This is a genomic window from Streptomyces sp. NPDC001502 (assembly GCF_042894785.1).
Lineage (GTDB): Bacteria > Actinomycetota > Actinomycetes > Streptomycetales > Streptomycetaceae > Streptomyces > Streptomyces kutzneri.
This window is the reverse complement of record NZ_JBIAVW010000023.1, coordinates 94,240-118,778: the sequence shown is the minus strand read 5'-3', so window position 1 is coordinate 118,778 and position 24,539 is coordinate 94,240. Positions and strand designations below refer to the sequence as shown.

The following is a 24,539-nucleotide window of genomic DNA, read 5'->3' as shown; positions in this document are numbered from 1 at the left end:
CGGGGAATCAGTAGCCGAAGGCGCGGGCCGTGTTGGCCGCCAGCGCGGTGGCCATCGCGTCCTCGTCGATGCCGCGGACCGCGGCCATCGCCCGGACCGTCAGCGGAATGAGGTACGGCGCGTTGGGCCGTCCGCGGTACGGCGCAGGGGTGAGGTAGGGCGCGTCCGTCTCGACGAGCACCAGCTCCAGCGGGGCCACGGCCAGGGCCTCCCGCAGCGGCGCGGCGTTCTTGAAGGTGACGGTCCCGGCGAAGGACATGTAGTACCCGGCGGCGGCGCACTCGCGGGCCATGTCGGCGTCCCCGGAGTAACAGTGGAAGACCGTCCGCTCGGGGGCGCCCTCCTCGCGCAGGACGCGCAGCACGTCCGCGTGGGCGTCCCGGTCGTGGATGACCAGCGCCTTGCCCTGCCGCTTGGCGATCTCGATGTGCGCGCGGAAGGAACGCTCCTGCGCGGCCATGCCCTCCGGTCCGGTGCGGAAGTAGTCCAGGCCGGTCTCGCCGACCGCCTTGACGTGGTCGAGGGCCGCCAGCGCCTCGATCTCGGCGAGCGCCTCGTCCAGCGCGGCCTCGCCGCCGCCGGCCCGGGCGCCCTGGCGCGACCAGCCGTCCGGATCGCCGTGCACGATCCGCGGCGCTTCGTTCGGATGAAGGGCGACGGCCGCGTGGACGTTCTCGTACGCGGCCGCGGTCTCGGCGGCCCACCGGGAGCCCTTCACGTCGCAGCCCACCTGGACGACGGTGGTCACGCCCACCGAGGCGGCCTTCGCGAGGCCCTCCTCGACGGTGCCCGCCTGCATGTCGAGGTGGGTGTGCGAGTCCGCCACCGCCACCCGGAGGGGTTCGGGCAGCGGCGGCGGTGCGTCCTTGGGCTGCGTCTTCTCCACGCGTGTGCTCATACGGCCGATCTTATGACCGGCGGAAGAGCCCCTTCAGACGGGAGAGCAGGCCCCGGCGCTCCCCGGCCGGGTCGGCGGCCACCGGCCCCGGGGAGGCGTGCGACCGGGCGGGCCTGCGCTGCTTCGGCGGCTTCGGCGTCCGGGGGACGTTCGCACCGGCCGGCACCGGTCCGGCGATCCCGGGGGCGATCTGGTGGTGGTAGATGTGGTCGATCATGCCCAGCACCGAGGAGACCTGCCCGGCCCGCATGATCCGTACGACGTGTCCGCCGCAGTTCAGGCAGGTCGGGTTGGACAGGGGGGAGGGCACCCGCTCGCCGTTGACCTTGTACATGATGAACGGCTCGCCCTTGCCGTCGACGTGGTGCTCGATCGCGTACGCCTGCTCCCAGCCGTACCCGCACCTCATGCACGCGAAGGAGTAGGCCTCGTGCACGGTGTGCACGTCGGAAGCGGTCACAGCGACAGGGACTGCGGCGGGGACGGGTACCGGGGTGTCTGCGATCTCACTCATGCCAGCTCCTCTTGTTCCACTGGTGCCATTGCCAGTGGACGCCTCAACGGGCGGGAGCGCATCAGGCCCTGTCTACTGTTGGACGGCCTTTGGGCGACTCATGTCAAAAGCGCCCGGTGCGCGGTCTGAGCTTTGCTTTTCAGGCTAGCTCTTTACCGACCGACGGCACCTTTTGTGCCGCGTTCTTTGCCGCGACCACAGCGTCGAACACCTCGCGCTTGGGTAGGCCGGCCTCGGCCGCGACCGCCGCGATGGCCTCCTTGCGCCGCTCGCCGGCCTCCTCGCGCACCCGTACCCGGCGCACCAGCTCCTCGTCGTCCACATCTCCGGGCACGGCGGCCGGGGCGCCCTCGACCACGACGGTGATCTCACCGCGCACCCCTTCGGCGGCCCAGGCCGCGAGTTCGCCGAGCCCACCGCGCTTGACCTCCTCGTAGGTCTTCGTCAGCTCCCGGCAGACCGCGGCCCGCCGGTCGGCGCCGAAGACCTCGGCCATCGCGGCCAGGGTGTCGTCGAGCCGGTGCGGGGCCTCGAAGTAGACGAGCGTGCGCCGCTCGCCCTCGACCTCGCGCAGCCGGCCCAGGCGCTCCCCCGCCTTGCGCGGCAGGAACCCCTCGAAGCAGAACCGGTCCACCGGCAGCCCCGACATGGCGAGGGCGGTGAGCACCGCGGACGGCCCGGGGACGGCGGTGACCTTGATGTCCTTCTCCACGGCGGCGGCGACCAGCCGGTAGCCGGGGTCGGAGACCGAGGGCATGCCCGCGTCCGTCACCAGCAGTACGCGCGCCCCGCCGGCCAGGGCCTCGACCAGCTCCGGGGTGCGCGCCGACTCGTTGCCCTCGAAGTACGACAGGACACGCCCGGTGGTGTGCACGCCCAGCCCCTGGGTCAGCCGGCGCAGCCGCCGGGTGTCCTCGGCGGCGATCACATCGGCCCGCTCCAGCTCGGCCGCCAGACGCGGCGGCGCGTCCGCGAGATCGCCGATGGGGGTGCCGGCGAGCACGAGCGTGCCCATCAGGCCTCCGGCCGTGGCTGCTGTCGTGCTGGCTTCGGTACCGCGGGGCTGGTCAGTCGTCACCCGCCCATCCTCTCAGCCCCGTGGCCCGCCGCCCCCCGCCACTGGTGGCGCACACAGATCTCTTCCCTACGATGTGCCGGTGACCAGTACCGCGACGCCGCCGCCCAGCCCCGCGGGGGCCCCGCCCGCCTCATCGGTGGGACGCGAAGACGAGCCGCCCACCTGGCTGCGCCGGCTGCGCGGCTTCGGCTACGTGCCGCCCGCCGCCGTTTCCGCGCGCGCGGACGTCCGCACCCGCCTGGTGCCCCCGTACACCAGGCCGTCCAAGCAGCTGTGGATGACCTTCGGGCTGCCGCCCCAGGTATGGGGGACCTGGCGGCTGATCGCCTCGTGGGTGGGGCCGCTGCTGGTGGCGCTCGTCGCCGGGGTGCTGCGGTTCGTGCACCTGGGCAGCCCGAAGGCGGTGATATTCGACGAGACGTACTACGCCAAGGACGCCTGGGCCACGATCCGGCAGGGCTACGAGGCGAGCTGGCCCAAGGACATCGACGCCTCGATCCTCGCCAACCCGGACGCGGTCGCCCTTCCGGCCGACCCGGGCTATGTCGTGCACCCGCCCGTCGGCAAATGGGTGATCGGGCTGGGCGAGTGGATGTTCGGCTTCACGCCCTTCGGCTGGCGGTTCATGACCGCCGTGCTCGGCACCCTGTCGGTGCTGATGCTGTGCCGGATCGGGCGCCGCCTCTTCCGCTCGACCTTCCTGGGCTGCCTGGCGGGCGCGCTGCTCGCGGTGGACGGCCTGCACCTGGTGATGAGCCGCACCGCGCTGCTGGACCTGGTGCTGATGTTCTTCGTGCTGGCCGCCTTCGGAGCCCTGCTCATCGACCGTGACCGGGCCAGAGCCCGGCTCGCGGACGCGCTGCCGGTGGACGAGGAGGGCCGGACCCGGCCGGACGTGAAGATCGCCGAGACGCTGCGGCTGGGCTGGCGGCCGTACCGGATCCTGGCCGGCGTCTGCCTGGGTCTGGCCGGGGGCACGAAGTGGAACGGCTTCGTCATCCTCGCCTTCTTCGGCGTCCTGACCGTGCTGTGGGACGCCGCCGCGCGCCGCACCGCGGGCGCGGGTGCTCCGTACGCCTCGATGCTGCGCCGTGACGCGCTGCCCGCCTTCGTCTCCACCGTGCCGGTGGCGATCGCCACCTACCTGGCCTCGTGGTCGGGCTGGATCCTCAGTCCGGACAACGGCAAGGGCGGCTATCTGCGCGACTGGGCGGCCAAGTACGACCAGGGCAGTTCGCTGGGGTTCCTGCCGGAGTGGCTGCGCAGCCTGTGGCACTACGAGACCGAGGTCTACAGGTTCCACGTGGGCCTGACCTCGGGGCACACCTACGAGTCGAACCCGTGGAGCTGGCTGGTCCTGGGCCGGCCCGTCTCCTACTTCTACGAGTCCCCCGAGGCCGGCACCGACGGCTGCCCGGCGACCGCGGCGGGCAAGTGCGCCCGTGAGGTCCTGGCCCTGGGCACCCCGCTGCTGTGGTGGGCGGGCTGCTTCGCGCTGCTGTACGTGCTGTGGCGGTGGTTCTTCCGCCGCGACTGGCGGGCGGGCGCGATCGCGTGCGCGCTGGGTGCGGGCCTGCTGCCCTGGTTCAACTACCAGGAGCGGACGATCTTCTACTTCTACGCGGTGGTCTTCGTCCCGTACCTGTGCCTGGCGGTGGCGATGATGATCGGCGCCCTGCTGGGCCCGGCCGGGTCGAGCGAGCGCCGCCGGGCGCTGGGCGCGATCGGCGCGGGCGTGCTGGTCCTGCTGATCGCGTGGAACTTCATCTACTTCTGGCCCATCTACACGGGCCAGACCTTGCCCATGGACTCCTGGCGCGGCCGCATGTGGCTGGACACCTGGGTCTAGCAGCGCAATCGACGGGCCCGACGCTAACGAGCGTCGGGGCCATCGTGGTTGTCGTGAGTCGTTGCAGGCCGTCTGTCGGCCCTCTCTCGACGGCCCACAGACGGCCCAGATGCACGAGGCCATGCCTCCCTCACTGCTGGTGTCAGGGTGGTCCGACCTCGCTCCGCGTCATTTCCAAAAGAGGGACAGCAGCGCGGTGGCCACCCCATCACCGCGGCGAACGCCACGCCAGCACGCAAGCAGGACGCCGTGGGTTCCGAGAGTCATTGCCGGGCTCCGATACGCACCTCATGCCTAGCAGCGAGGGGCGCACGCGGAAAGCAGTCGATGCCCTCTTCGGGGCGCCTCGCCAGCAAGGGTGTGACTAACTGCCGCCAGCAGCGGAGCTAGCGCCTTGGTCACGCGGTCGGCGGCGCGTCGCTGAATCGCGCGACCTCTTGCGGGGTGGGGGTGGCGCTGCCGCACCGCCTGTCGTTGGGCGTTCCGGGCCATCTTGTGTGAGCTATAGGCGCTCCAAATGCCGCCCAATGCTGCCAGTCTATTTCATTTGGACCAGCGGTCTAGTCCAAAGGCGGCGCAGAGAGGAGCGTTTGCCAGCTCCCATCACGAGGCTGATGCTGGAGGTGTATTGACGGCGCCAGTCATCCGCAAGCTGACCCCAAGGCCGGTGATGCGACGTGAGCACGGCTGTATGGGCGCTCATCGCGTCGATTGTCGGCGGCATCGTGGGCGCGGGCATTAAGTTCACGTTCGAGGACCTCCTCGGGCCGAGGCTAGGCCATCGGCGCGACACCCGGAATCTCGTCAGTCGCTTCACAACACCCCTGCTCCGCTCCGCGGAGCAGTTGGAGCGCCGCATTAATAACCTCGTGCGCAACGAGAAGGAGCAATGGTTCGAGAAGGACGATTACTACCAGCTCAGCACTCTCTACGTGTTCGGCGAACACCTAGGCTGGATCCGCATCATCGAACGCCGATTCGGCTTCATTCCGATCGAATCAGCCCGCCGCACAAGAGTTTTCACGGCACGGCTATACGGGAGCATCCAGGGACTGTCGAGCTTCCAATATTTTCGCAGCCATCAATCAGCCGATGTCGGAAAATCCACAGTTCCGCGCCTAATGCTCACAGCAATCGGCGAGGCGATGACCGCAGCGGATCGCGAGTCGGTAATCGAGTTTACCGAGTTCGTGACGAAGTACAGAAATGACCCTCAGTTCGCGAGTTGGTTCGCCAATCTTGAACTGTTCCTGCGGCGTGCCCATCCGCAAGATCCAGTGGTGTGGGATCGAGTCGTCATTACTGGCGCCGAACTGCGGGCACTGATCGGCTTTCTCGATCCGAAGGGGCGCCTGGCCCGTCGCCGCCCTCTGGTCAACCTCGACCACCTCACGACTCCAGGGTTGCAGGCCAAGTTGACGCGAGAACTCGCAACGTGGGCGTCTGCTCCGACTGGGTCGAAGAAGCCCGCAGGCGTGATAGACGCAGGGTAATGACGGGCGACTGTGGAACAGGCGCGACCTCGCGAGTCCGCAACCGGCCGAACCGACCTCCATCTAACGCCGCTTCGCCAAGATCACGGCCCAGAGGCGGCCCAAGCCGTCCCAGACAGCCCCGGCCAGAGCCGAACGCCCTGGTCGTGGCCGTGCGCCAGCCGTGGCACGAGACCTCATCTGCTTCTGGCCCCATCTACACGGCCAGACCCTCCCGATGGACTCCTGGCGCGGCGACCGCATGTGGCTGGACACCTGGGTCTCGCAGCCAAAACGAGGGCCCCGATGCCGGACGGCGTCGGGGCCTTCGTCGTCGGGGCTAGCGGGACGCCTCGCAGGCCGCGGAGGCGACGTCCTTGCTCGCGCCGACCGCGACCAGGCTGGCGTTGCAGCTGGTCAGGTTGCCGATGTACCCCTGGTAGCACGCCTCCCCGGCGCCGTCCGTGGCCTTCGGGGCGTGCTTGGCGACGTACTGCTCGCACGCCTTGACGTCCGCGTGGGCGGACGGGGCGGCGACGACGGCGCCGCCGACCGCGAGGGCCAGGCCTGCCAGGATGCTGGGGATACGAGCCGACGGACGCATGCGGATGCACCTGCTCTCTCGGTGGGTCACGCGGCCGCCGACGCGCCGGACCGCGGGCGGGGGCGGCGGTGGGGAGCGGGCACTCCGGTGGGCGACCGGCTCGGCGCAACGGTCACCCTCGCCCTTCCGACGCTAGAACACGGCACCGGTGCACGCACTTTCGGGCCGCGCCGGTGTCAGCCCTCCGGCGTGTGCTCGTCGTCCCACGCGGGGGCCGTGGTCGTACCGGCGGCCCAGTCCCGCCGCAGGATCGCGTACCCGACCGCGTCGTGGACCGTACCGTCGGCCGAGGGCCATCCCTCCCGGTAGTGCGCCTCCTTGACGTACCCGCACCGCCGGAAGGCGCGGCGCATCGCCGCGTTGTCCTGGCGCGTGGTGCCCTCGATCCGGCGGATGCGCGGGAGTTCGGTGAACAGGTATCCCGTCAGCCAGGTCAGCGCGTGGCCGCCGATCCCCCGGCCCCGGTGCCGGGAGCGGATCCGCAGGTCGATGACGGGCGTGCTGTCGCCCAGGTCCATCAGGCGGACCAGGCCGAGGGTCTCGCCGCCGTCGGCGATCCAGAACGACCTGGTCTCCGCGTTGTCGAAGCGGCCCTCCGCGGCCCATTGCCGGGCCTGCTCCGGGTCGACCACGGCCGAGCCGTGGAACGGCCAGGTGTCCCCGGTGAGGAAGGCGACCAGGTCATCGGCATCGGCATCGGCATAACGCCGGTAGGTGAGGTCCACAGCGGCACTCTAGGGACGGGTGCGGCCGGCGCCGAGCGAGTTTTCGTTCGGATGTTCCGGTCCGGTAACAATGACGTACCGGAGCGCTGCACAGAGTAAAGTCCGCACCAAGGGTTCTTTGAACATGTTCAGGAACCGTGACCATGGGGGAAGGACTCAAGTGAACGGGGCAGCGAAGGGTGCCGTCATCGGCGGGGTGTTCCTCGCCATGCTCGGCGGCGCCGGGTACGGGGTGTACACGCTGGTGGGAGACGCCGGCGGGGACACGAAGGAAGGCAAGGACGGCGAGACCTCCGTCCAGGCCGAGAAGGGCAGCGGGCCGGTCAGCGAGAAGGACGCCGCGAAGACCGCCAAGGCCTTCCTGGCCGCCTGGGCGGCCGGGGACGAGCGGGTGGCCGCCGACCTGACGAACAACGCCGCGGCCGCGCAGGCCGCGGTCGGGGAATTCAAGACCAAGGCGTACGTGTCCAAGGCCGTGATCACCCCCGGCACGCCGAACGGCACCACCGTGCCGTTCAAGGTCGAGGCGGAGATCACGTACGAGGGCACCACCAAGCCGCTGGCCTACGACTCCCAGCTGACCGTGGTGCGCGGGCTGAACAGCGGAAAGCCGCTGGTCGACTGGCAGCCCTCGGTGATCCACCCGCAGCTCCAGAAGGACGAGAAACTGCGCGCCGGCGCCCCCGCGAGCCCGCCCGTCAAGGCCGTGGACCGCAACGGCGAGGAGCTGACCGCGGAGAAGTACCCCTCGCTGCGCCAGATCCTCGACGAGCTGCGCCAGAACTACGGCAACAAGGCGGGCGGCAAGCCCGGGGCCGAGGTGTGGATCGAGCCGGTCGCCAAGGAGGCGCCCAAGCGGACCCTCCTGACCCTGGTCGAGGGCGAGCCGAGCACCCTCAAGACGTACCTGGACGCGAAGGTGCAGGCGGCGGCCGAGCAGGCGGTCACCAAGTTCCCGGAGGCCTCGGTGGTCGCCGTCCAGCCGAGCAACGGCCACATCCTGGCCGTCGCGAACAACCGCAAGGACAGCTTCAACGCGGCGATGCGGGGCAAGCGGGCGCCCGGCTCCACGATGAAGATCGTGACGGCGGCGATGCTGATCGACCGCGGGCTGGTCGCCGCCGACAAGCCCGCGCAGTGCACCAAGGACGTGATCTGGGGCGGCCGCACCTTCCACAACCTGAACAACTTCGAGGCGCCGGGCGCCACCTTCGGGACGAGTTTCGCCCGGTCCTGCAACACCGCCTTCATCAAGCCGATCCGTGACGTGCACGACGACGCCGCGATGTCGAAGGAGGCCACGGAGGTCTTCGGCATCGACCTGGACTGGAAGACGGGGATCATTTCCTCCGACGGCAAGGTCCCGGTGGCGACCGGCGCGGAGGAGGCCGCCGGGTACATCGGCCAGGGAAAGATCACCATGAACCCGCTGAACATCGCGTCCATCACCGCGACCGCGCGCACCGGTGTCTTCCGCCAGCCGCTGCTGGTCTCGCCGGAGCTCGATGACCGGAAGATCGCGACGGCCCAGCGCCGGATGAAGTCCTCGGTGCAGCAGCAGCTCGTCGGCATGATGAAACTGACGGCCTCCAGCGGCACCGCACAGAAGGCGATGGCCTCGGTCGGCGGCTCGGACAAGGGCGCGAAGACCGGCTCGGCGGAGGTCGGCGGCGCCGGGGACAGCCCGGACAGCTGGTTCACCGGCTTCAGCGGTGACGTGGCCGCGGCGGCCATGGTCGAGGGCGGCGGCCACGGCGGCGACGCGGCGGGGCCGATCGTCGCCCAGGTACTGAACGCGGGCTGACCGGCCGGCGGCGGCGCGACCGGCTCGGGCCGGAATCGGTCGTGCCGCCGCGCCGGGCGGCGTTACCGTCGCGGCATGACGACGTCCACGCATCCCCTGTTCGCCGAGGCCCTTGCCGAGCTGGGCCTCGACCTCACCGTCCGGAGCTTTCCCGAAGGGACCCGTACGGCCGCCGACGCGGCGGCCGCGATCGGCTGCGAGCTGAGCCAGATCGTCAAGTCGCTGGTCTTCTCGGCGGACGGGGTCCCGGTGCTGGTCCTCATGGACGGGGCCTCACGGGTGGACGTGGACGCCGTACGCCGCGAGCTCGGCGCCGGGAAGGTGACGCGGGCCGATGCCGCCCTGGTCCGGGAGACCACGGGCTACGCGATCGGCGGGGTCCCTCCCTTCGGGCACCGCACGCGTACCCGGGTGCTGGCCGACCGGTCGCTGCTGGCCCACGAGGAGATCTGGGCGGCGGCCGGTACCCCGACCACGGTGTTCCCGATGGCCCCGGAGGAGCTCATCTCGTACGCGGGGGCCACGCTGGCCGATGTGCGCGAGCAGGCTGACGCGCACACCGACGCGCAGGCCTCAGAGGGCTGACGGGGCTGACAGGGCCGACTTCAGGGCCCGGACCAGGGCCTGCGCCCGGGGATCCGCGGTGACCGACTTGGCCAGGGCGTTGGTGACGTAGCCGAAGCCGATGCCCGCCTCCGGGTCCGCGAAGCCCAGGGACCCACCGCGGCCGGGGTGGCCGAAGGAGGCCGGCGAGAGCAGCGGGGAGGCCGGGCCGTGCAGCATGTAGCCGGCGCCGAAGCGGGTGTTGACGACCAGGACCCGGTCCGGTCCGGCGGAGTGCTCCCGGGCGGCCAGCTCGGTGGTGGCCGGGGTGAAGATCCGCGCGCCGTCCTCGACCACGCCGATGGTGGCCCCGTAGAAACGGGCCAGGGCGCGGGCCGTCCCGATGCCGTTCGAGGCGGGGAGCTCGGCGGCCCGGTAGGCGGGGGCGTTCTCGTCGGGCAGCGGTTCGATGGCCGCGAAGGCGCGGCGGGTGAGGGAGTGGGGGTCGGCGTAGGCCTCGGAGACGTTGCGCCGCGGCCGGGTCCGCAGCATGCCCGCGCTCTCGGGCGGCTCGACCGGCGCCACCCGGCCCACCCGGTGGGTCTCGGTCTCCGGCAGGCCGATCCAGAACTCCAGCCCCAGCGGTTCGGCGATCTCCTCCGCGAGGACCGAGCCGACCGTGCGGCCGGTCGCCCGCAGCACCAGCTCGGACACCAGCCAGCTGTAGGTCTGCGCGTGGTAGCCGTGCTCGGTGCCCGGCTCCCAGAAGGGCTGCTGTGCGGCGACCGCGCGCGCCCCGGACACCCCGTCGGCGGCCTCGGCGGCGCTCAGTCCCCGGTCCAGCGCCGGTATGCCCGCGCGGTGCGCGAGCACGTCGCGGACCAGGATCCGCTCCTTGCCGCCCGACTTGAACTCCGGCCAGTACGAGCCCACGGGCGCGTCCAGGTCCAGCAGTCCGCGCTGGTGCAGCAGCAGCGGTACGGCGGCCGCCACGCCCTTGGTGGCGGAGCGGACGATCTGCGCGGTGCCCTCGGTCCAGGGCTCGGTGCCCTCCGCGTCGCGGGTGCCGCCCCACAGGTCGACGACCTTGTGGCCGGCCCGGTAGACGGCGACGGCAGCTCCCCGGTCCCCGAGCACCTCGAAGTTGCGTAGGAACGCGTCTCTGACGGGCTCGAAGCCCTCCGCCACCGTCCCGTGGACATCCACGTCTACTCCCAGCACCTGCTGTGGCGCCCCGACGGCGCCTACGCCACAGTGCAACGCCTGCCGGACGGCCCTGCTTCCCGGGTCGCCCCGGAGCGGCTCACCGGGGCCCGGCCCCCGCCCGGCGGACGGAGTCCGACGCAGCGGCTCGAAGCCTGGGAGGCGCCCCGGCGCCGATCAGCGCGAGGGGCGCGTCAGAAGGGGCGTGCGCGGGTCGAAGCCGAACGGGAGCTCCAGCCGGTGGGCCCGCATCAGTTTGTCGTCGCACAGGAGCTCCTGCGTGCGGCCGTCCGCCGCGATGACCCCCTCGCTGAGGATCACCGAGCGCGGGCACAGTTCCAGCGCGTACGGCAGGTCGTGCGTCACCATCAGCACGGTGACGTCCAGGGAGCGCAGGATGTCCGCGAGCTCGCGGCGCGAAGCGGGGTCCAGGTTGGACGAGGGCTCGTCCAGGACCAGGATGTCGGGCCGCATGGCCAGGACGGTCGCCACCGCGACGCGGCGGCGCTGGCCGAAGGACAGGTGGTGCGGCGGCCGGTCGGCGAAGTCCGCCATCCCGACCTGGTCCAGGGCCTCCCGGACCCGCTCCTCCAGCTCGGCGCCCCGCATTCCGGCCGCTGCCGGGCCGAAGGCCACGTCCTCGCGGACGGTCGGCATGAACAGCTGGTCGTCGGGGTCCTGGAAGACGATCCCGACCCGGCGGCGGATCTCGGCGAGGTTCCGCTTCTCCACCGGCAGCCCGGCGACGGCCACGGTGCCGACCCCGCCGGTGAGGATGCCGTTGAGGTGCAGGACCAGGGTGGTCTTGCCGGCGCCGTTGGGTCCGAGCAGGGCGACCCGCTCGCCCTGCCCGACGGTCAGGTCCACCCCGAAGAGGGCCTGGTGGCCGTCCGGGTAGGCATAGGCGAGGCCGGCGACTTCGAGGGAGGGGGTACTGGTCACAGGGTCCATCCCATCAGACAGACGGCGAGCGCCGTCACCGGGAGTACGGCCGCGTATGCCCACTGGGCGCGCGTGGCCACGACCTCGTCGATCACCGGCATCGAACCGGCGTAGCCACGGCTGACCATCGCGAGGTAGACCCGCTCGCCGCGCTCGTAGGAGCGGATGAACAGCGCGCCGGCGGTCTTGGCCAGCACCCCCCAGTGCCGGATTCCGCTCGCCTCGAAGCCGCGGGAGCGGCGGGCGATGGACATCCGGCGCAGCTCGTCGCTGATCACGTCGCCGTAGCGGATCATGAAGGAGGCGATCTGGACGAGCAGCGGCGGCAGCTTCAGCCGCTGCAGGCCCAGCAGCAGGGCCCGCAGCTCGGTCGTCGAGGCGAGCAGGACGGACGCGGCCACGCCGAGGGTTCCCTTGGCGAGGACGTTCCAGGCGCCCCAGAGGCCCGAGACGCTGAGCGACATGCCGAGCACCTGCACCCGCTCGCCCTCGGCCACGAAGGGCATGAGCACGGCGAAGGCGACGAAGGGCACCTCGATCAGCAGGCGCCGGAGCAGGAAGCCGGCCGGGATCCGGGCGACGGCGGCCACCGCCACGAGGAGGGCGGCGTACAGACCGAAGGCCCACACCGCCTCGCGCGGTGTGGACACGACGACCACGACAAAGGCCAGGGTCGCGGCGAGCTTGCAGTGCGCGGGCAGGGCGTGGACCGGCGAGTGGCCGTGGCGGTAGAGCTTGTGGGCGTGGCCGGCCCCCATGTCAGCCTGCCGAGACGGTGGTGGAGGTGGCGGTGAGGTCTTCGGTCCGGCGGCGGCGCACGGCCCAGAAGATCCCGGTGCCGGCGACGACGGTCACGCCGACGCCGATGACCCCGGCGAGACCGCCGGACAGGCGGGCGTCGTCGACGTCCTTGACGCTGTAGTCGGCGAGCGGGGAGTTCGCCGCGGCGTGCTCCTCGACCTTCTCGTCGATCCCCTTGTCCGCGGCGACCTTCTCCAGGCCGTCGGGGTTGGCGGAGGCGTAGAAGGAGACGAAGCCGGCGAGCACGAGGGCGGTGACCAGGCCGGTCGCCCACACCTTCTTCGTGGATCCGGCGCCGGCGGCGACGGGCGCGGCGGCCGGGGCCGGGGCGTCGACGAGCGCGCCGTCGACGCGCAGCTTCAGGGGCGAGGCCAGCCCGCGGGCCCCGTGCACCAGGTCGGGGCGTACGGCGATCACGGCGCCCACGGTGGCGGCGGTGATGGCGGCCTCGCCGATGCCGATGAGCACGTGCACGCCGACCATGGCGGTGATCACCTTGCCGATGGGCACGTCGGTGGTGCCACCGATGGCGTAGACGGCGGTGAAGGCCGCGGCCGCGGCGGGCACCGAGAGCAGGGCGCCGGTGAAGGCGGCCACGGTGACCGAGCGGCGGGTGGGCGGCAGGATCCCGAGCAGGCCGCGGAAGATCGCGTAGGCGACGACGACGGTGACGACGCCCATGACGGTGACGTTCACCCCGAGGGCGGTCAGCCCGCCGTCGGCGAAGAGGATGCCCTGCATGAGCAGGACGACGGACACGCACAGCACGCCGGTGTAGGGGCCGACGAGTATCGCGGCGAGCGCCCCGCCCAGCAGATGGCCGCTGGTGCCGGCCGCGACCGGGAAGTTCAGCATCTGGACGGCGAAGATGAAGGCGGCGACGAGTCCGGCGAGCGGCGCGGTGCGCTCGTCGAGTTCGCGCCGGGCGCCGCGGAGGCTGACGGCCACCGCGGCGGCGGCCACCACTCCGGCGGCCACCGAGACGGGTGCGTTGATGAATCCGTCGGGCACATGCATGGAGTGGCTCCGCTTCTTACTCAGTCTTTAGCTGTTCAACCATAGTGCCCAGTTGCAAATCGTTGGCAAGAGCGGACGCATCACAAATAGAACCGCGCGCTTTCGTGGGAATGTGCGAGGCTGGACGGGACAAAAGGACGCAAATGTTCTGATTTCGAGGAGTCTTGTCGATGTCAGCAACCGCCGAGAATCCGCCAGCGACCGCCACCGGCACCGCGACGGCCACCGCCACCGCCGTCGAGGAACGGGTCCGTGCCCGCGTCATCACGGACGATCCCCTCTACCGGACCATCCCGGTCGCCCTGCGCTTCGCCGGCGACGAACCGCTGGCCGTGCGGATCGTCTTCCCCGCGGGCCTGTCCCCCGAGGGCACCGACAACGAGTGGGTCTTCCCCCGGGCGCTCCTGGAGGCGGGCCTCCAGGCCCCGACCGGGACCGGGGACGTACGCATCTGGCCCTGCGGCCGCGTCCAGGCGGTCGTCGAGTTCCACTCCCCCGAGGGCGTCGCCGTCGTCCAGTTCGACATCGCCGCGCTGCGCCGGTTCCTGCGGCGTACGTACGCCCCCGCGGCCGCCGTCACCCGTCGGGCGTAACCGGGCCCGGCCCCGTACCGCCCGGTGATCGGGCGGTACGGGGCCGGGCTGTCCTGTCGGCAGGTGCGGGGCCGACGGGTCGGGCGGGGTCAGGCGTTGACCAGCTCGCGGTCCTTGTCCGGGCCCTCCGGGGACTGCGCGGACTCCAGGTGCTTGCGCAGGCTCTCGCCCTCCACGTCCACGTTCGGCAGCAGCCGGTCCAGCCACTTCGGCAGCCACCAGGCCTTGTGCCCGAGCAGGGCGAGCACCGCGGGGACGATGGCCATGCGGACCACGAAGGCGTCGAAGAAGACGGCGACGGCCAGACCGAAGCCGATCATCTTGACCATCTGCTCGCTGGCCCCGATGAAGCCCGCGAACACCGCGATCATGATGACGGCGGCGGCCACGACGACCCGCGCGCTGTACTGGAAGCCGGTCACCACGGCCTGGCCCGGGCGCTCGCCGTGGACGTACGCCTCACGCATCCGGGTGACGAGGAAGACCTCGTAGTCCATGGCCAGACCGAAGACGACACCCACCATGAAGATCGGCATCATCGACATGATCGGACCGGTCTGCTCCACTCCGAAGACCGAGCCGAGCCAGCCCCACTGGAAGACCGCGACGACGGCGCCGAGGGCGGCGACGACCGAGAGCAGGAAGCCGAGGGCCGCCTTCAGCGGGACCAGGATCGAACGGAACACCAGCATCAGCAGCAGGAAGGCGAGGCCGACGACGAGTGCCAGGTAGGGCAGCAGCGCGTCGTTCATCTTCTGCGAGAAGTCGATGTTCATCGCGGTGGCGCCGGTGACGAGGACGTCGTCCCCGCTGCCGTCACGGATCTCGTGGACCAGGCTCTCGGTCTGCGTGGAGGACGGACGGTCCTTCGGGATCACGGTGATCACCGCGGCGTCGCCGGCCTTGTTGAGGGTCGGCGGGGTGACCGCGACGACGCCGTCCAGGCCCTTGATCCGGTCGACGGTGGAGTCGGCCAGTGCCTTGTCCCCGTCCACGACGACCATCAGCGGGCCGTTGAAGCCCGGGCCGAAGCCGTCGGACAGCAGGTCGTACGCCTGGCGCTGGGTGGTGGAGACCGGCTGGGCGCCGTCGTCCGGCAGGCCCATCTCCAGCTTGCTCGCCGGGATGGCGATGACGCCGAGGCCGATCACGCCGGCCAGCAGCACCATGACGGGGCGGCGCAGGACGAAGCGGGCCCAGCGGGTGCCGCCGTTGGCCTTCTTCTCGGCGCCGGCCGGCTTGCCCTTGCCGAACAGCCGGCTCTTCTCGCCCGCGGGCAGCACCCTCTTGCCCGCGAAGGCGAGGATGGCCGGGACCAGGGTCAGCGCGACGAGCACGGCGATGACCACGGTGCCCGCGGCCGCGAAGCCCATCTTGGTCAACATGGGGAGGTTGACGACGGCCAGGCCCACCAGGGCGATGACCACGGTCAGACCGGCGAAGACGACGGCGGAGCCGGCGGTGCCGACGGCGCGGCCCGCGGCCTCGTCGCGCTCGCGGCCCTCGGCGAGCTCCACGCGGTAGCGGGAGACGATGAAGAGGGCGTAGTCGATGCCGACCGCGAGGCCGATCATCGTCGCGAGGGTGGCGGTGGTGTTGCCGAGGTCCAGCACGTTGGCGAGCGCGGTGATGGACGAGACGCCGATGCCCACGCCGATGATCGCGGTCAGCAGCGGCAGACCGGCGGCGATCAGCGAGCCGAAGGTGATGACGAGGACGATCGCGGCGACCGCGATGCCGATGATCTCGCCGGAGCCCGTCTCGGGGGCCGCCATCAGGGCGTCGCCACCGATCTGGACGTTCAGCCCGGCGGCCTTGGCGCCCTCACCGGAGACCTTGAGCGCCTCGCGGGTGTCGTCCTTCAGCTCCATGCCGCTGACGGTGTACTTGGCGCTGATGTAGGCGGTGGAGCCGTCCTGGCTCACGGCCTGGGCCTCGTACGGGTCGGCGACGGAGGAGATCTCCGCAGCTCCAGGGCCGGTCTTCAGCCCGGTGACGATCTTCTGGACCTCGGCCTTGGGGCCCGGGTCGGTGACCTTGGCGCCCTCGGGGGCCTTGATGACGATGCGGGCGGTGGCGCCGTCGGCGGCCATGCCCGGGAAGCGCTCGTCCAGCAGGTCGAAGGCCTTCTGGGCCTCCGAACCGGGTATCGAGAACGAGCCGGAGGTGGGCGCGCCCGCCGAGGCGGCGCCGAAGCCGGCCGCGAACAGCAGCGCCACCCAGAGGAGGGCGACGAGGCCGCGACGCCGGAAGGCGCCCCTGCCGAGTCGGTAGAGGAAGGTAGCCACGTCGGTGGTTCTCCCGTTCAGGTCGTGGGATGGATCCGGATCGGATCAGGGCATGAGGAGCCGGCCCGACGACGAGAGCGGCGTGTCAGGAACAGCGAAGAGGCTGTGCGGGGACGGGGAGGAGTGAGGATCAGACGCCGAGGGCGGGGAAGACCACGGCGTCGATGAAGTCACCGAGGAAGGCCCGGTCCACCGGGCGGTCCTCGATCAGCGGGAGCGCGATGAACGCCCCGATGAGCATGTGCGGTACGAAGTCGAGCGCGGGACAGTCCGGGCGGATCTCGCCCCGGTCCACCGCACGTTGCAGCATCGCCTGGAGACCGTTGATCTCCGGGTCGACCAGCAGGTCGCGCAGGGCCTTGTGCAGCTCCGGGCTCTCGTGGACGGCATGGGCCAGACCCCGCATCAGCGCGGTGTCCTTGGCCATCTGCGCGTCGTCGGAGTGCTCGACCATGAGCGCGAAGTCCCCGCGCAGGCTGCCCGTGTCGATCTCGCGCAGCGAGACCGGCTGCGTGCAGCGCAGGGCCTTGGCGACCAGCTCCGGCTTGCTCCCCCACTGGCGGTAGAGGGTGGCCTTGCTGGACTTCGTACGGGCGGCGACCGCGTCCATGGTCAGCGCCTCGTAGCCGACGTCACGCAGGAGGTCGAGGACCGCCTCGTGCAGTTCGGCCTGCCGCTCGGGGGTGATCCGGCTACGCCGGGCCGCCATCGCCTCGGTCATGTCCGTGCCTCCCGTCGAAGCGAAACTGTTCCGTACGCTTAAGACGATACCCCCACCCCAAGCGAAACGAAACCGTTCCGTTTCGCTTGAGGGAGTGGCATGGATCACCTGTACGAGTTGCCAGGGCCCCCCTACGCGGAAAGCATTGGGGGGTGAGTCACGACGTCGCGTACCTCCGGTTCCCGCACCTGCACGACGACCTTCTCTGCTTCGCCACCGAGGACGACCTCTGGGTCGCCCCGCTGGTCCCCGACGGCCAGACACCCGGACGGGCCTGGCGCATCACCGTCGACCGGACCCGCGTCGGCCACCCGCGCTTCTCCCCCGACGGCAGGCACATCGCCTTCACCACCTGGCGCAGCCTCGACCCCGAGATCCACCTCGCCCCCGTCGACGGCGGCCCCGCCCGCCAGCTGAGCCACTGGGGCGCCCTCGACACCCGCGTCTGCGGCTGGACCCCGCCCGACGAGGACGGCCGCAGCGACATCCTGGCCGTGTCCTCGCACAGCCAGCCCTTCTCCTACTTCGCCTGGGCCTACACCCTGCCGACCGACGGCAGCCCCGGCGGGCGCCTGCCCTGGGGGCCCGTCTCCGACATCCAGGTGCACGCCACGGAAGAGGGCGAGCGGCACTCCCTGCTGCTCACCGGCAAGCCGCCGCACGAGCCCGCCGCCTGGAAGCGCTACCGCGGCGGGGCCACCGGCCGGCTGTGGCTGCACGGACAGCGGCTGCTGGAGGAGGTCGAGGGCCACCTCGACTCCCCGATGTTCGTGGGCGGCAGGATCGCCTTCCTCTCCGACCACGAGGGCATCGGCAACCTGTACTCCTGCCTGCCCGACGGCACCGATCTGCGCCGCCACACCGACCACGAGGAGTTCTACGCCCGGCACGCCTCCAGCGACGGCTCCCGCGTCGTCTACCAGTGCGCCGGCGACCTCTGGCTGGTCGAGTCCCTGGACCGGGACGCCGTCCCGCGCAAGCTCGACGTCCGCCTCGGCGGCCCGCGCGCGGGCCGGCGTACGTACCAGGTGCCGGCCGCCAGCCACGTCGACTCGCTCTCCGTGGACGCCACCGGGCGCGCCAGCGCGGTCGTGGTGCGCGGCAGCCTCTACTGGCTGACCCACCGCGACGGCCCGGCCCGCACCATCGCCGACACCCCGGGCGTACGCGTACGGCTGCCGGAGATGCTCGGCAGCGGCGGGCAGGTCGCCTACATCACGGACGCCGAGGGCGAGGACGCCATCGAGATCGGCTACCTGCCGCGGGCCTCCGGGGAACGGGAGCCGCGCCGGCTGGCCTCGGGCGAGCTGGGGCGGGTCACCGAGCTGCTCTCGGACCCGGACGGCGAGCGGCTCGCCATCGCCTCCAACGACGGCCGGCTGCTGCTCATCGACGCCACCGAGGAGTCCAACGGCGAGGTCACCGAGCTGATCCGGTCCATCAACGGCCCCGTCACCGACCTCGCCTTCTCCCCCGACGGGGCCTGGCTGACCTGGTCGCACCCGGGCATCGGGCGTTCGCTGCGGCAGATCAAGATGGCCCGGATCTCCGGCCCCGGCGCCCGCACCGTCGTCGACGTCACCAACGGCCGCTTCGAGGACGAGAATCCGGTCTTCACCCGGGACGGGCGCTACCTGGCGTTCCTGTCCTGGCGCGGTTTCGACCCGGTCTACGACGTGCACACCGGCGACCTGTCCTTCCCGCTGGGCTGCCGCCCCTACCTGGTGCCGCTGAACTCCGCGACCCCCTCCCCCTTCGCGCTCTCCGCCGAGGGCCGGCCCGCGGCCGGCGGACTCGACCTGGCGGAGGGCGACTCGGGCGAGGCCGACGGCGCCGTGACCGTGGAGGTGGAGGGGCTGGAGAGCCGCGTCACCCCGTTCCCGGTGACCGCGTCCAAGTACTCGGCCCTGTATCCGGTGCACGGCGGCGGGCTGGTGTGGCTGCGCTGGCCCATCTCGGGCGCGCTCGGCGAGACCTTCGCCAACCCGGCCGACATCAGCGGCAAGCCGACGCTGGAGCACTTCGACCTCACCAAGGCCCGCAAGACCGAACTGGCCTCGGGGCTGGACTGGTTCGCGGTCAGCGGCGACGGCACCCGGCTCGTGATCAACGACGACGGCGACCTGCGCGCGGTCCCGGCGGCCGAGTCGGGCGACAGCGACTCGACCGTCTATCTGGACCTGCGGCGCATCCTGCACGAGGTGGACCCGGCGGCCGAGTGGCGCCAGGCCTACGAGGAGGCCGGGCGGATCATCCGCGCGTACTTCTGGGAGCCGAAGATGTGCGGCATCGACTGGGACGGGATCCTGAGCCAGTACCGCTCCCTGGTCGAACGGGTCGCCTCGCCCGACGAGTTCGCCGACCTGCTGCGCGAGGTCCTCGGCGAACTCGGCACCTCGCACGCCTACGTCTCTCCCGCACGCCGCAACGAAGGCCCCCCGCACTACCAGCGGGCGATCGGCCTGCTCGGCGCCAACCTCTTCCCCCGGGACGGGGAATGGGTGGTCAGCCGGATCCTGCCCGGCGAGTCCTCGGACTCCAAGGCCCGCTCCCCGCTGGCCGGCACCGGCATCCGGGAGGGCGCGGTGCTCACGCACGTGGACGGCCGTCCGGTGGACCCGGTCGCCGGGCCCTATCCGCTGCTGGCGGCGGCGGGCGGCACCACCGTGGAGCTGACCTTCCAGCCCGCGGCGGGCGAGGGCCGGGCCCGCCGGGTCGCCATCGTGCCGCTGATCGACGAACGGCCGCTGCGCTACCAGGACTGGGTGTCCAAACGGCGCGAGGCGGTCCGGGAGATCAGCGGCGGCCGGTGCGGCTACCTCCACATCCCCGACATGGGCGGCTCGGGCTGGGCGCAGTTCAACCGCGACCTGCGGATGGAGATGTCCCGGCCCGCGCTGATCGTGGACGTACGCGGCAACGCGGGCGGGCACATCAGCGAGCTGGTGGTGGAGAAGCTGACCCGGTCCATCCTCGGCTGGGACCTGACGCGCAACGCGCAGCCGGTCAGTTACGCCTCCAACGCGCCCCGCGGTCCGATCGTGGCGCTGGCCGACGAGGCGACCTCCTCCGACGGGGACATGATCACGGCGGCCTTCAAACTGCTGGGCCTGGGCCCGGTGGTGGGCCTGCGCACCTGGGGCGGGGTGGTCGGCATGACCGGCCGCCACACCCTCGGGGACGGCACGGTGATCACGGTGCCGATGAATGCCGCCTGGTTCCCGGAGTACGGCTGGTCGGTGGAGAACCACGGCGTGGAGCCGGACCTGGAGATCCAGCGCACCCCCCTCGACTGGGCGGAGGGGCGCCACGCCCAGCTGGACGACGCCGTGCACCTGGCGCTGGAACTGCTGGAACAGGACCCGGCCGCGGTGCCGCCCGGCTACACGGACGTACCGGACCGGCGCCGTCCGAAGCTGCCGCCGAGGGAGTGAGCGGGCACGGCATGCGGGAGGGGCGCGATCCCCGGGAACAGCGGGGATCGCGCCCCTCGGCGCTGCGTGCGGGCCCGTAACGGTCGGGCCAGAAGCCTAGGTCCGGTCGTCGAGCTCGTCCCGGATGTCGTCGAACGACCGCTGCGGCGAGTCCTTCGGCTGCGGGGTCCGCTGGGACTTCGGGTCCTGCGGGCCCTTGCCGGGCTGCTTCTGCCCCTTCTGGGCCTTCTCCTTGAGCTCCTGCGCCTTGTCCTGGAACTGGTCCTTGATACCCATGCTGTTCACTCCATGAGGGGTGTCGGTGGTTGGGCCTCGACCAGACTTGCACGGGCGGACAAAGGGCGCATTTCGATCAGTGACTCTGTGTGCGCGCCTTCTCGTCCGCTGCCCCGCCGGCCCCGACGAGCCCCTTGGACACACCGCCCAGACGCGGCTCGAAGCGCTTCATCTCGCGCTGCCCGACCGTCGCGATCATCCCCGGCAGGTAGCCGCGCACCCCCTGCATGCCGCGCAGCCACCACTGCGCGTACACGTGCGGCGAGCGCCGCTCGATGCCCGCGACGATCCGGTCGACGGCCGGCCCCAGCGGGTACGTACGGTTCGACGGCCACGGCAGCCGCTGCCTCAACTCCCGCATGACCTCGTCCTGATCGGCGCCGCGCACCATGTCCGTGTCGGTCCAGGAGAGGTAACCGACGCCGACCTTGACCCCCTTGTACCCGACCTCCGCGCGCAGGCAGTGCGCGAAGGCCTCGACCCCGGACTTGGAGGCGCAGTAGGCGGTCATCATCGGCGCCGGGGTGATCGCGGCGAGCGAGGCGATCTGGAGGAAGTAGCCGCGGCTCTCCATCAGTACGGGCAGGAAGGCGCGGGCGGTGACGGCCCCGCCGATCAGGTTGACCTCGATCACCCGGCGCCAGGCGTCCGGGTCCGAGTCGGCGAACGGCCCGCCGGCGGCCACGCCCGCGTTGGCGACGACGATGTCCACCTTGCCGAAGCGCTGCTTGACCTCCTCGGCCACCCGGGCCATGGCCTCGTGGTCGGTGACGTCGGCGTACCAGTGGTCGCTGTCGGTGTGCAGCCGCTCGGAGACCTCCTTGAGGGCCTCCGGCTCCAGGCCGACGAGCGCGATCTTCGCGCCGCGGGCCGACAGCTTGCGCGCGAGCAGCTCGCCGACCCCCCGGGCGGCGCCGGTGACGACGGCGACCTGGCCTTCCAGACTCCTGCGAGCGCTCACGGCGTCTTCTCCTTCACGGTGGTGTCGAGATCGGTGGTGCCCAGGTACAGCCCGGCAAGCTCGCGCAGGACGCCGGTGACGGCCTCGGGGGCCTCGACCGGGGTCATGTGCCCCATGCCGGTGAGCTCGGTCAGGCCCACGCAGTTCGGCAGCGCGGCGGCGAGCCCGCGGGCGTGCACGATCGGGGTGAGCCGGTCGGCGGTGCCGCCGATGACGGCGGTGGGCACCGTGAGGCGGGCCACGTCGGCGTCGAGGTCCAGGCCGGCCAGCACCTGCGACCACGCGTGCCGCACCCCGGTGGGGCAGGCGTGGACGATACGGGCGCACGCCTCGACCTTGTCGGGCGCGGACCCGGGGCCCATGGTGGCGTACTTGAGGACCTTCCGGGCGACCGGCGTGACCGGCCCGAGGGGGGCGCGGGAGCCGAGGACCGCGCCGGTGACACGGGTCCGGACGCGCCCGGCGCGCACCGGCAGGACCAGCGCCTCGGAGACCAGCCGGGAACTGCCGGTGCTGCACAGCAGCACGGCCGCGGCCCGCTCGGCGAACTCCGGCCGGCCCGCGGCCGCCATGATCGTCATTCCGCCCATGGAATGCCCGGCGACGACCGCCCGCTCCCCGGGGACGAGGGTGGCCTCCAGGACGGCCACCAGGTCGTCGGCGAGCGCGGTGGTGCTGTGCCCCGCTGCCCCGGCGGCGGCGGGGCTGCGCCCGTGCCCGCGCTGGTCGTATGCGACGACCCGGTGGGTGGCGGCCAGGGCCCTGATCTGCGCGGCCCAGAAGGCGGTGGAACAGGTCCAGCCGTGGGCCAGCACCACGGCCGGCGCGTCCTCGTCCCCGTGGACCTCGACGTGCAGACGGGCCCCGTCGGCGGAAACGGCGACGAGCTCCCGCCGCGCGACGGGCGGGGCGTAGGGCCCGGAGACGACATGCATCAACCGACTCACGCGACTTCCTCCGCGGTCTCGCCGAATCCAGCCCCGCCGGCATTCGAGGCGCCCTCTTCAGCCCCGCCGGCGTTCGAGGCGCCCCTTCCAGCCCCACCGGCGTTTGAGGCGCCCCTTCCAGCCCCACCGGCATTCGAGGCGCCCCTTCCAGCCCCGCCGGCGTTTGAGGCGCCCCTTTCAGCCCCGCCGGCGTTTGAGGCGCGGGGGTCCGGGGGCAGGGCCCCCGGCAGCGGCGCCGCACCGGCCCCCACGGCGGCGGCCGAAACCGCCACCGGGACCCGCTCGCGCTCCCCCACCCGCAGGACCTCGTACTCCGCCAGATCGACGCTCCGCGTCTCCCGGCGGAACTCCCCCGTCGTGCCCGGCCACACCGTCGTGTTGCGCCCCTGCGCGTCCAGGTACCAGCTGGTGCAGCCGCCGGTGTTCCACACCGTCCGCTCCATCCGGGCCTGCACCTCCCGGTTCCACCGGTTCACCGCGGACGGCCGGGCGCCGAGCGCGACCTTCCCGCCCAGGCTGCTTCCATCGAGGAGGGCGAGCTGCCGCAGGTAGTCGGCCATGTAGTTCAGCTGCGACTCGATCATCAGGATCATCGAGCTGTTCCCGAGTCCGGTGTTCGGCCCGATGATCGTCATCCAGTTGGGGAAGCCGGCGGCGGTGGCCCCGCGCAGCGCCTGCATCCCGTCCTTCCAGGCGTCCGCGAGGGTCTGGCCCTCCGCTCCCACCACCCGGTCCGCGATCGGCATGTCCGTGACGTGGAAGCCGGTGCCGAAGATGATCGCGTCGACCTCGGTCTCGGTCCCGTCGGCGGCGACCAGCACCGAGCCGCGGATCTCCTTGAGCCCGGAGGCGACCAGGTCCACATCGGGCCGGGCCAGGGCCGGGTAGTACTCGCTGGAGAGCAGGATCCGCTTGCAGCCGATCCGGTAGGAGGGCGTCAGCTTCGCGCGCAGGACCGGGTCCTTGACCGAGCGCGCCATGTTGGCCTTGGCCAGGGACTCGATCAGGCCGAGCTGGTTCGGGCGCTTGGTGAAGGCGCTGACCTGGAGCTCCCGGATCCCCCACAGCAGCCCGCGCCGTGCCGCCCGGGTGAAGGGCAGCTGGCGGTGGAGCCAGCGCTCCACGGCGGTGATGGACCGGTCGGTACGGGGCATGACCCACGGCGGGGTCCGCTGGAAGAGGGTGAGGCGCTCCACCTCAGGGGCGATGGCCGGCACGATCTGGATGGCGGAGGCGCCGGTACCGATCATGGCGACGCGCTTGCCGCGCAGGTCGTAGTCGTGGTCCCAGCGCGCGGAGTGGAAGACCTTGCCCGGGAACTCGGCGAGCCCGGGGATCTCCGGCATCTTCGGGTCGGACAGCGGCCCGGTCGCGGAGACGACGACGTCGGCGGCAAGCGATCCGGCCGAGGTCTCGATCTCCCAGTGCAGCTCGTCCGCGTCCCAGCGCATCGTCCGCACCTCGGAGTCGAGCCGGATGTGCGGGCGCAGTCCGAAGGTGTCGGCGACGTGCTCCAGGTAGGCGCGGATGGCCGGCTGCCCGGAGAAGGTCCGCGGCCAGTCGGGATTGGGAGCGAACGAGAACGAATAGAGGTGGGAGGGCACGTCGCACGCACACCCGGGATAGCTGTTGTCGCGCCAGGTGCCGCCGACCGAGTCGGCCCGTTCCAGTACGACGAAGTCCGTGATCCCTTCGCGCCGCAGCCGTACGGCCGCGCCGAGTCCGCCGAATCCGGACCCGATCACCGCCACCCGTACGTGCTCGCGTCCGCCCATGCCACTCGTGCCACCCATGCCCGCCGCCTTCCGCTCATCCGCAGTCCCAGCCACGCACCGCAACGCCGCACCGCAACGCACCATCGAAACATTG

20 protein-coding genes and 1 pseudogene are annotated in these 24,539 nt (G+C 71.7%); 6 read left to right on the top strand and 15 right to left on the bottom strand.

All coding sequences use genetic code 11. The annotated features are described in order from the left end of the window. Positions 1-7 precede the first annotated feature (7 nt). The 3 genes from ACFY0D_RS32265 to rsmI all read right to left on the bottom strand — a co-directional run bounded on the left by ACFY0D_RS32265 (position 8) and on the right by rsmI (position 2,427). Complete coding sequence (locus tag ACFY0D_RS32265) at positions 8-898, bottom strand: TatD family hydrolase (protein WP_390801492.1); 891 nt, start codon at positions 896-898, stop codon at positions 8-10. Positions 899-908: 10 nt separating this feature from the next. Then, positions 909-1,412: a hypothetical protein gene (locus tag ACFY0D_RS32260; RefSeq protein ID WP_382548704.1), complete on the bottom strand. Its 504-nt coding sequence runs from the start codon at positions 1,410-1,412 to the stop codon at positions 909-911. A 139-nt stretch (positions 1,413-1,551) separates the two neighbouring features. After that, positions 1,552-2,427: a 16S rRNA (cytidine(1402)-2'-O)-methyltransferase gene (rsmI, locus tag ACFY0D_RS32255; protein WP_390801514.1), complete on the bottom strand. Its 876-nt coding sequence runs from the start codon at positions 2,425-2,427 to the stop codon at positions 1,552-1,554. A 142-nt stretch (positions 2,428-2,569) separates the two neighbouring features. On the opposite strand from rsmI, the gene ACFY0D_RS32250 reads away from it, so the two are divergent. Both ACFY0D_RS32250 and ACFY0D_RS32245 read left to right on the top strand, forming a co-directional pair. Beyond that, positions 2,570-4,339, top strand: coding sequence for a dolichyl-phosphate-mannose--protein mannosyltransferase (locus ACFY0D_RS32250; RefSeq protein WP_390801491.1), 1,770 nt, complete (start codon positions 2,570-2,572; stop codon positions 4,337-4,339). Between the two features lie 677 nt (positions 4,340-5,016). Beyond that, positions 5,017-5,832, top strand: a complete 816-nt coding sequence (locus ACFY0D_RS32245) for a hypothetical protein (protein WP_390801490.1) — start codon at positions 5,017-5,019, stop codon at positions 5,830-5,832. A gap of 319 nt (positions 5,833-6,151) precedes the next feature. Here ACFY0D_RS32245 and ACFY0D_RS32240 read toward each other — a convergent pair whose 3' ends face one another. Beyond that, positions 6,152-6,415, bottom strand: a complete 264-nt coding sequence (locus ACFY0D_RS32240; RefSeq protein WP_390801489.1) for a hypothetical protein — start codon at positions 6,413-6,415, stop codon at positions 6,152-6,154. Between the two features lie 176 nt (positions 6,416-6,591). Further along, the gene (locus ACFY0D_RS32235) at positions 6,592-7,140 is read right to left on the bottom strand and encodes a GNAT family N-acetyltransferase (protein WP_390801488.1); all 549 of its coding nucleotides are present in this window, start codon (positions 7,138-7,140) and stop codon (positions 6,592-6,594) included. A 160-nt stretch (positions 7,141-7,300) separates the two neighbouring features. Between ACFY0D_RS32235 and ACFY0D_RS32230 the strand changes: the two genes are divergently transcribed. Then, entirely contained in the window at positions 7,301-8,944 is a 1,644-nt protein-coding gene (locus ACFY0D_RS32230; RefSeq protein WP_390801487.1) for a penicillin-binding transpeptidase domain-containing protein, read from the top strand. Positions 8,945-9,019: 75 nt separating this feature from the next. After that, complete coding sequence (locus tag ACFY0D_RS32225; RefSeq protein WP_390801486.1) at positions 9,020-9,529, top strand: YbaK/EbsC family protein; 510 nt, start codon at positions 9,020-9,022, stop codon at positions 9,527-9,529. On the opposite strand, the gene ACFY0D_RS32220 is transcribed toward ACFY0D_RS32225, so the two are convergent. The 4 genes from ACFY0D_RS32220 to ACFY0D_RS32205 form a co-directional block, all read right to left on the bottom strand. Next, complete coding sequence (locus tag ACFY0D_RS32220) at positions 9,518-10,693, bottom strand: serine hydrolase domain-containing protein (RefSeq protein WP_390801485.1); 1,176 nt, start codon at positions 10,691-10,693, stop codon at positions 9,518-9,520. The two genes, ACFY0D_RS32225 and ACFY0D_RS32220, sit on opposite strands and share 12 nt — an antisense overlap. Before the next feature lie 174 nt (positions 10,694-10,867). Further along, complete coding sequence (locus ACFY0D_RS32215; protein WP_390801484.1) at positions 10,868-11,641, bottom strand: energy-coupling factor ABC transporter ATP-binding protein; 774 nt, start codon at positions 11,639-11,641, stop codon at positions 10,868-10,870. After that, entirely contained in the window at positions 11,629-12,390 is a 762-nt protein-coding gene (gene cbiQ, locus ACFY0D_RS32210; protein WP_390801483.1) for a cobalt ECF transporter T component CbiQ, read from the bottom strand. Before cbiQ ends, ACFY0D_RS32215 begins: the two co-directional genes overlap by 13 nt. 1 nt (position 12,391) lies before the next feature. Next, complete coding sequence (locus ACFY0D_RS32205) at positions 12,392-13,450, bottom strand: energy-coupling factor ABC transporter permease (RefSeq protein WP_390801482.1); 1,059 nt, start codon at positions 13,448-13,450, stop codon at positions 12,392-12,394. A 170-nt stretch (positions 13,451-13,620) separates the two neighbouring features. Between ACFY0D_RS32205 and ACFY0D_RS32200 the strand changes: the two genes are divergently transcribed. Beyond that, entirely contained in the window at positions 13,621-14,043 is a 423-nt protein-coding gene (locus ACFY0D_RS32200; RefSeq protein ID WP_390801481.1) for an SsgA family sporulation/cell division regulator, read from the top strand. 89 nt (positions 14,044-14,132) lie between these two features. Here ACFY0D_RS32200 and ACFY0D_RS32195 read toward each other — a convergent pair whose 3' ends face one another. Beyond that, positions 14,133-16,331, bottom strand: coding sequence for an MMPL family transporter (locus ACFY0D_RS32195; RefSeq protein WP_390801480.1), 2,199 nt, complete (start codon positions 16,329-16,331; stop codon positions 14,133-14,135). 130 nt (positions 16,332-16,461) lie between these two features. Next, positions 16,462-17,052 carry a TetR/AcrR family transcriptional regulator gene (locus tag ACFY0D_RS32190; RefSeq protein WP_390801479.1) on the bottom strand — a complete coding sequence of 197 codons (591 nt, stop codon included), beginning with the start codon at positions 17,050-17,052 and terminating at the stop codon, positions 16,462-16,464. Positions 17,053-17,204: 152 nt separating this feature from the next. Between ACFY0D_RS32190 and ACFY0D_RS32185 the strand changes: the two genes are divergently transcribed. Next, positions 17,205-20,486, top strand: a complete 3,282-nt coding sequence (locus tag ACFY0D_RS32185; protein ID WP_390801477.1) for a S41 family peptidase — start codon at positions 17,205-17,207, stop codon at positions 20,484-20,486. Between the two features lie 96 nt (positions 20,487-20,582). Here ACFY0D_RS32185 and ACFY0D_RS32180 read toward each other — a convergent pair whose 3' ends face one another. From ACFY0D_RS32180 to ACFY0D_RS32165, 4 genes and pseudogenes are all read right to left on the bottom strand, one after another. Continuing rightward, the gene (locus ACFY0D_RS32180) at positions 20,583-20,762 is read right to left on the bottom strand and encodes a hypothetical protein (RefSeq protein WP_314254379.1); all 180 of its coding nucleotides are present in this window, start codon (positions 20,760-20,762) and stop codon (positions 20,583-20,585) included. Between the two features lie 76 nt (positions 20,763-20,838). Next, positions 20,839-21,723, bottom strand: coding sequence for an SDR family oxidoreductase (locus ACFY0D_RS32175; RefSeq protein WP_390801476.1), 885 nt, complete (start codon positions 21,721-21,723; stop codon positions 20,839-20,841). Next, on the bottom strand, positions 21,720-22,670 hold the full coding sequence (locus tag ACFY0D_RS32170; protein ID WP_390801475.1) for an alpha/beta fold hydrolase: 951 nt from the start codon (positions 22,668-22,670) through the stop codon (positions 21,720-21,722). Before ACFY0D_RS32170 ends, ACFY0D_RS32175 begins: the two co-directional genes overlap by 4 nt. A gap of 295 nt (positions 22,671-22,965) precedes the next feature. Continuing rightward, positions 22,966-24,445: pseudogene (locus ACFY0D_RS32165) on the bottom strand (flavin-containing monooxygenase); the annotation flags it as partial. Positions 24,446-24,539 lie beyond the last annotated feature (94 nt).

What these genes read in the sequence shown, in the direction of transcription:
- ACFY0D_RS32205 (WP_390801482.1), bottom strand. Translation starts at nt 13,450, where the DNA reads ATGCATGTGCCCGACGGATTCATCAACGCACCCGTCTCGGTGGCCGCC.
- cbiQ (WP_390801483.1), bottom strand. Translation starts at nt 12,390, where the DNA reads ATGGGGGCCGGCCACGCCCACAAGCTCTACCGCCACGGCCACTCGCCG.
- ACFY0D_RS32265 (WP_390801492.1), bottom strand. Translation starts at nt 898, where the DNA reads ATGAGCACACGCGTGGAGAAGACGCAGCCCAAGGACGCACCGCCGCCG.
- rsmI (WP_390801514.1), bottom strand. Translation starts at nt 2,427, where the DNA reads ATGGGCACGCTCGTGCTCGCCGGCACCCCCATCGGCGATCTCGCGGAC.
- ACFY0D_RS32200 (WP_390801481.1), top strand. Translation starts at nt 13,621, where the DNA reads ATGTCAGCAACCGCCGAGAATCCGCCAGCGACCGCCACCGGCACCGCG.
- ACFY0D_RS32215 (WP_390801484.1), bottom strand. Translation starts at nt 11,641, where the DNA reads ATGGACCCTGTGACCAGTACCCCCTCCCTCGAAGTCGCCGGCCTCGCC.
- ACFY0D_RS32240 (WP_390801489.1), bottom strand. Translation starts at nt 6,415, where the DNA reads ATGCGTCCGTCGGCTCGTATCCCCAGCATCCTGGCAGGCCTGGCCCTC.
- ACFY0D_RS32260 (WP_382548704.1), bottom strand. Translation starts at nt 1,412, where the DNA reads ATGAGTGAGATCGCAGACACCCCGGTACCCGTCCCCGCCGCAGTCCCT.
- ACFY0D_RS32225 (WP_390801486.1), top strand. Translation starts at nt 9,020, where the DNA reads ATGACGACGTCCACGCATCCCCTGTTCGCCGAGGCCCTTGCCGAGCTG.
- ACFY0D_RS32190 (WP_390801479.1), bottom strand. Translation starts at nt 17,052, where the DNA reads ATGACCGAGGCGATGGCGGCCCGGCGTAGCCGGATCACCCCCGAGCGG.
- ACFY0D_RS32180 (WP_314254379.1), bottom strand. Translation starts at nt 20,762, where the DNA reads ATGGGTATCAAGGACCAGTTCCAGGACAAGGCGCAGGAGCTCAAGGAG.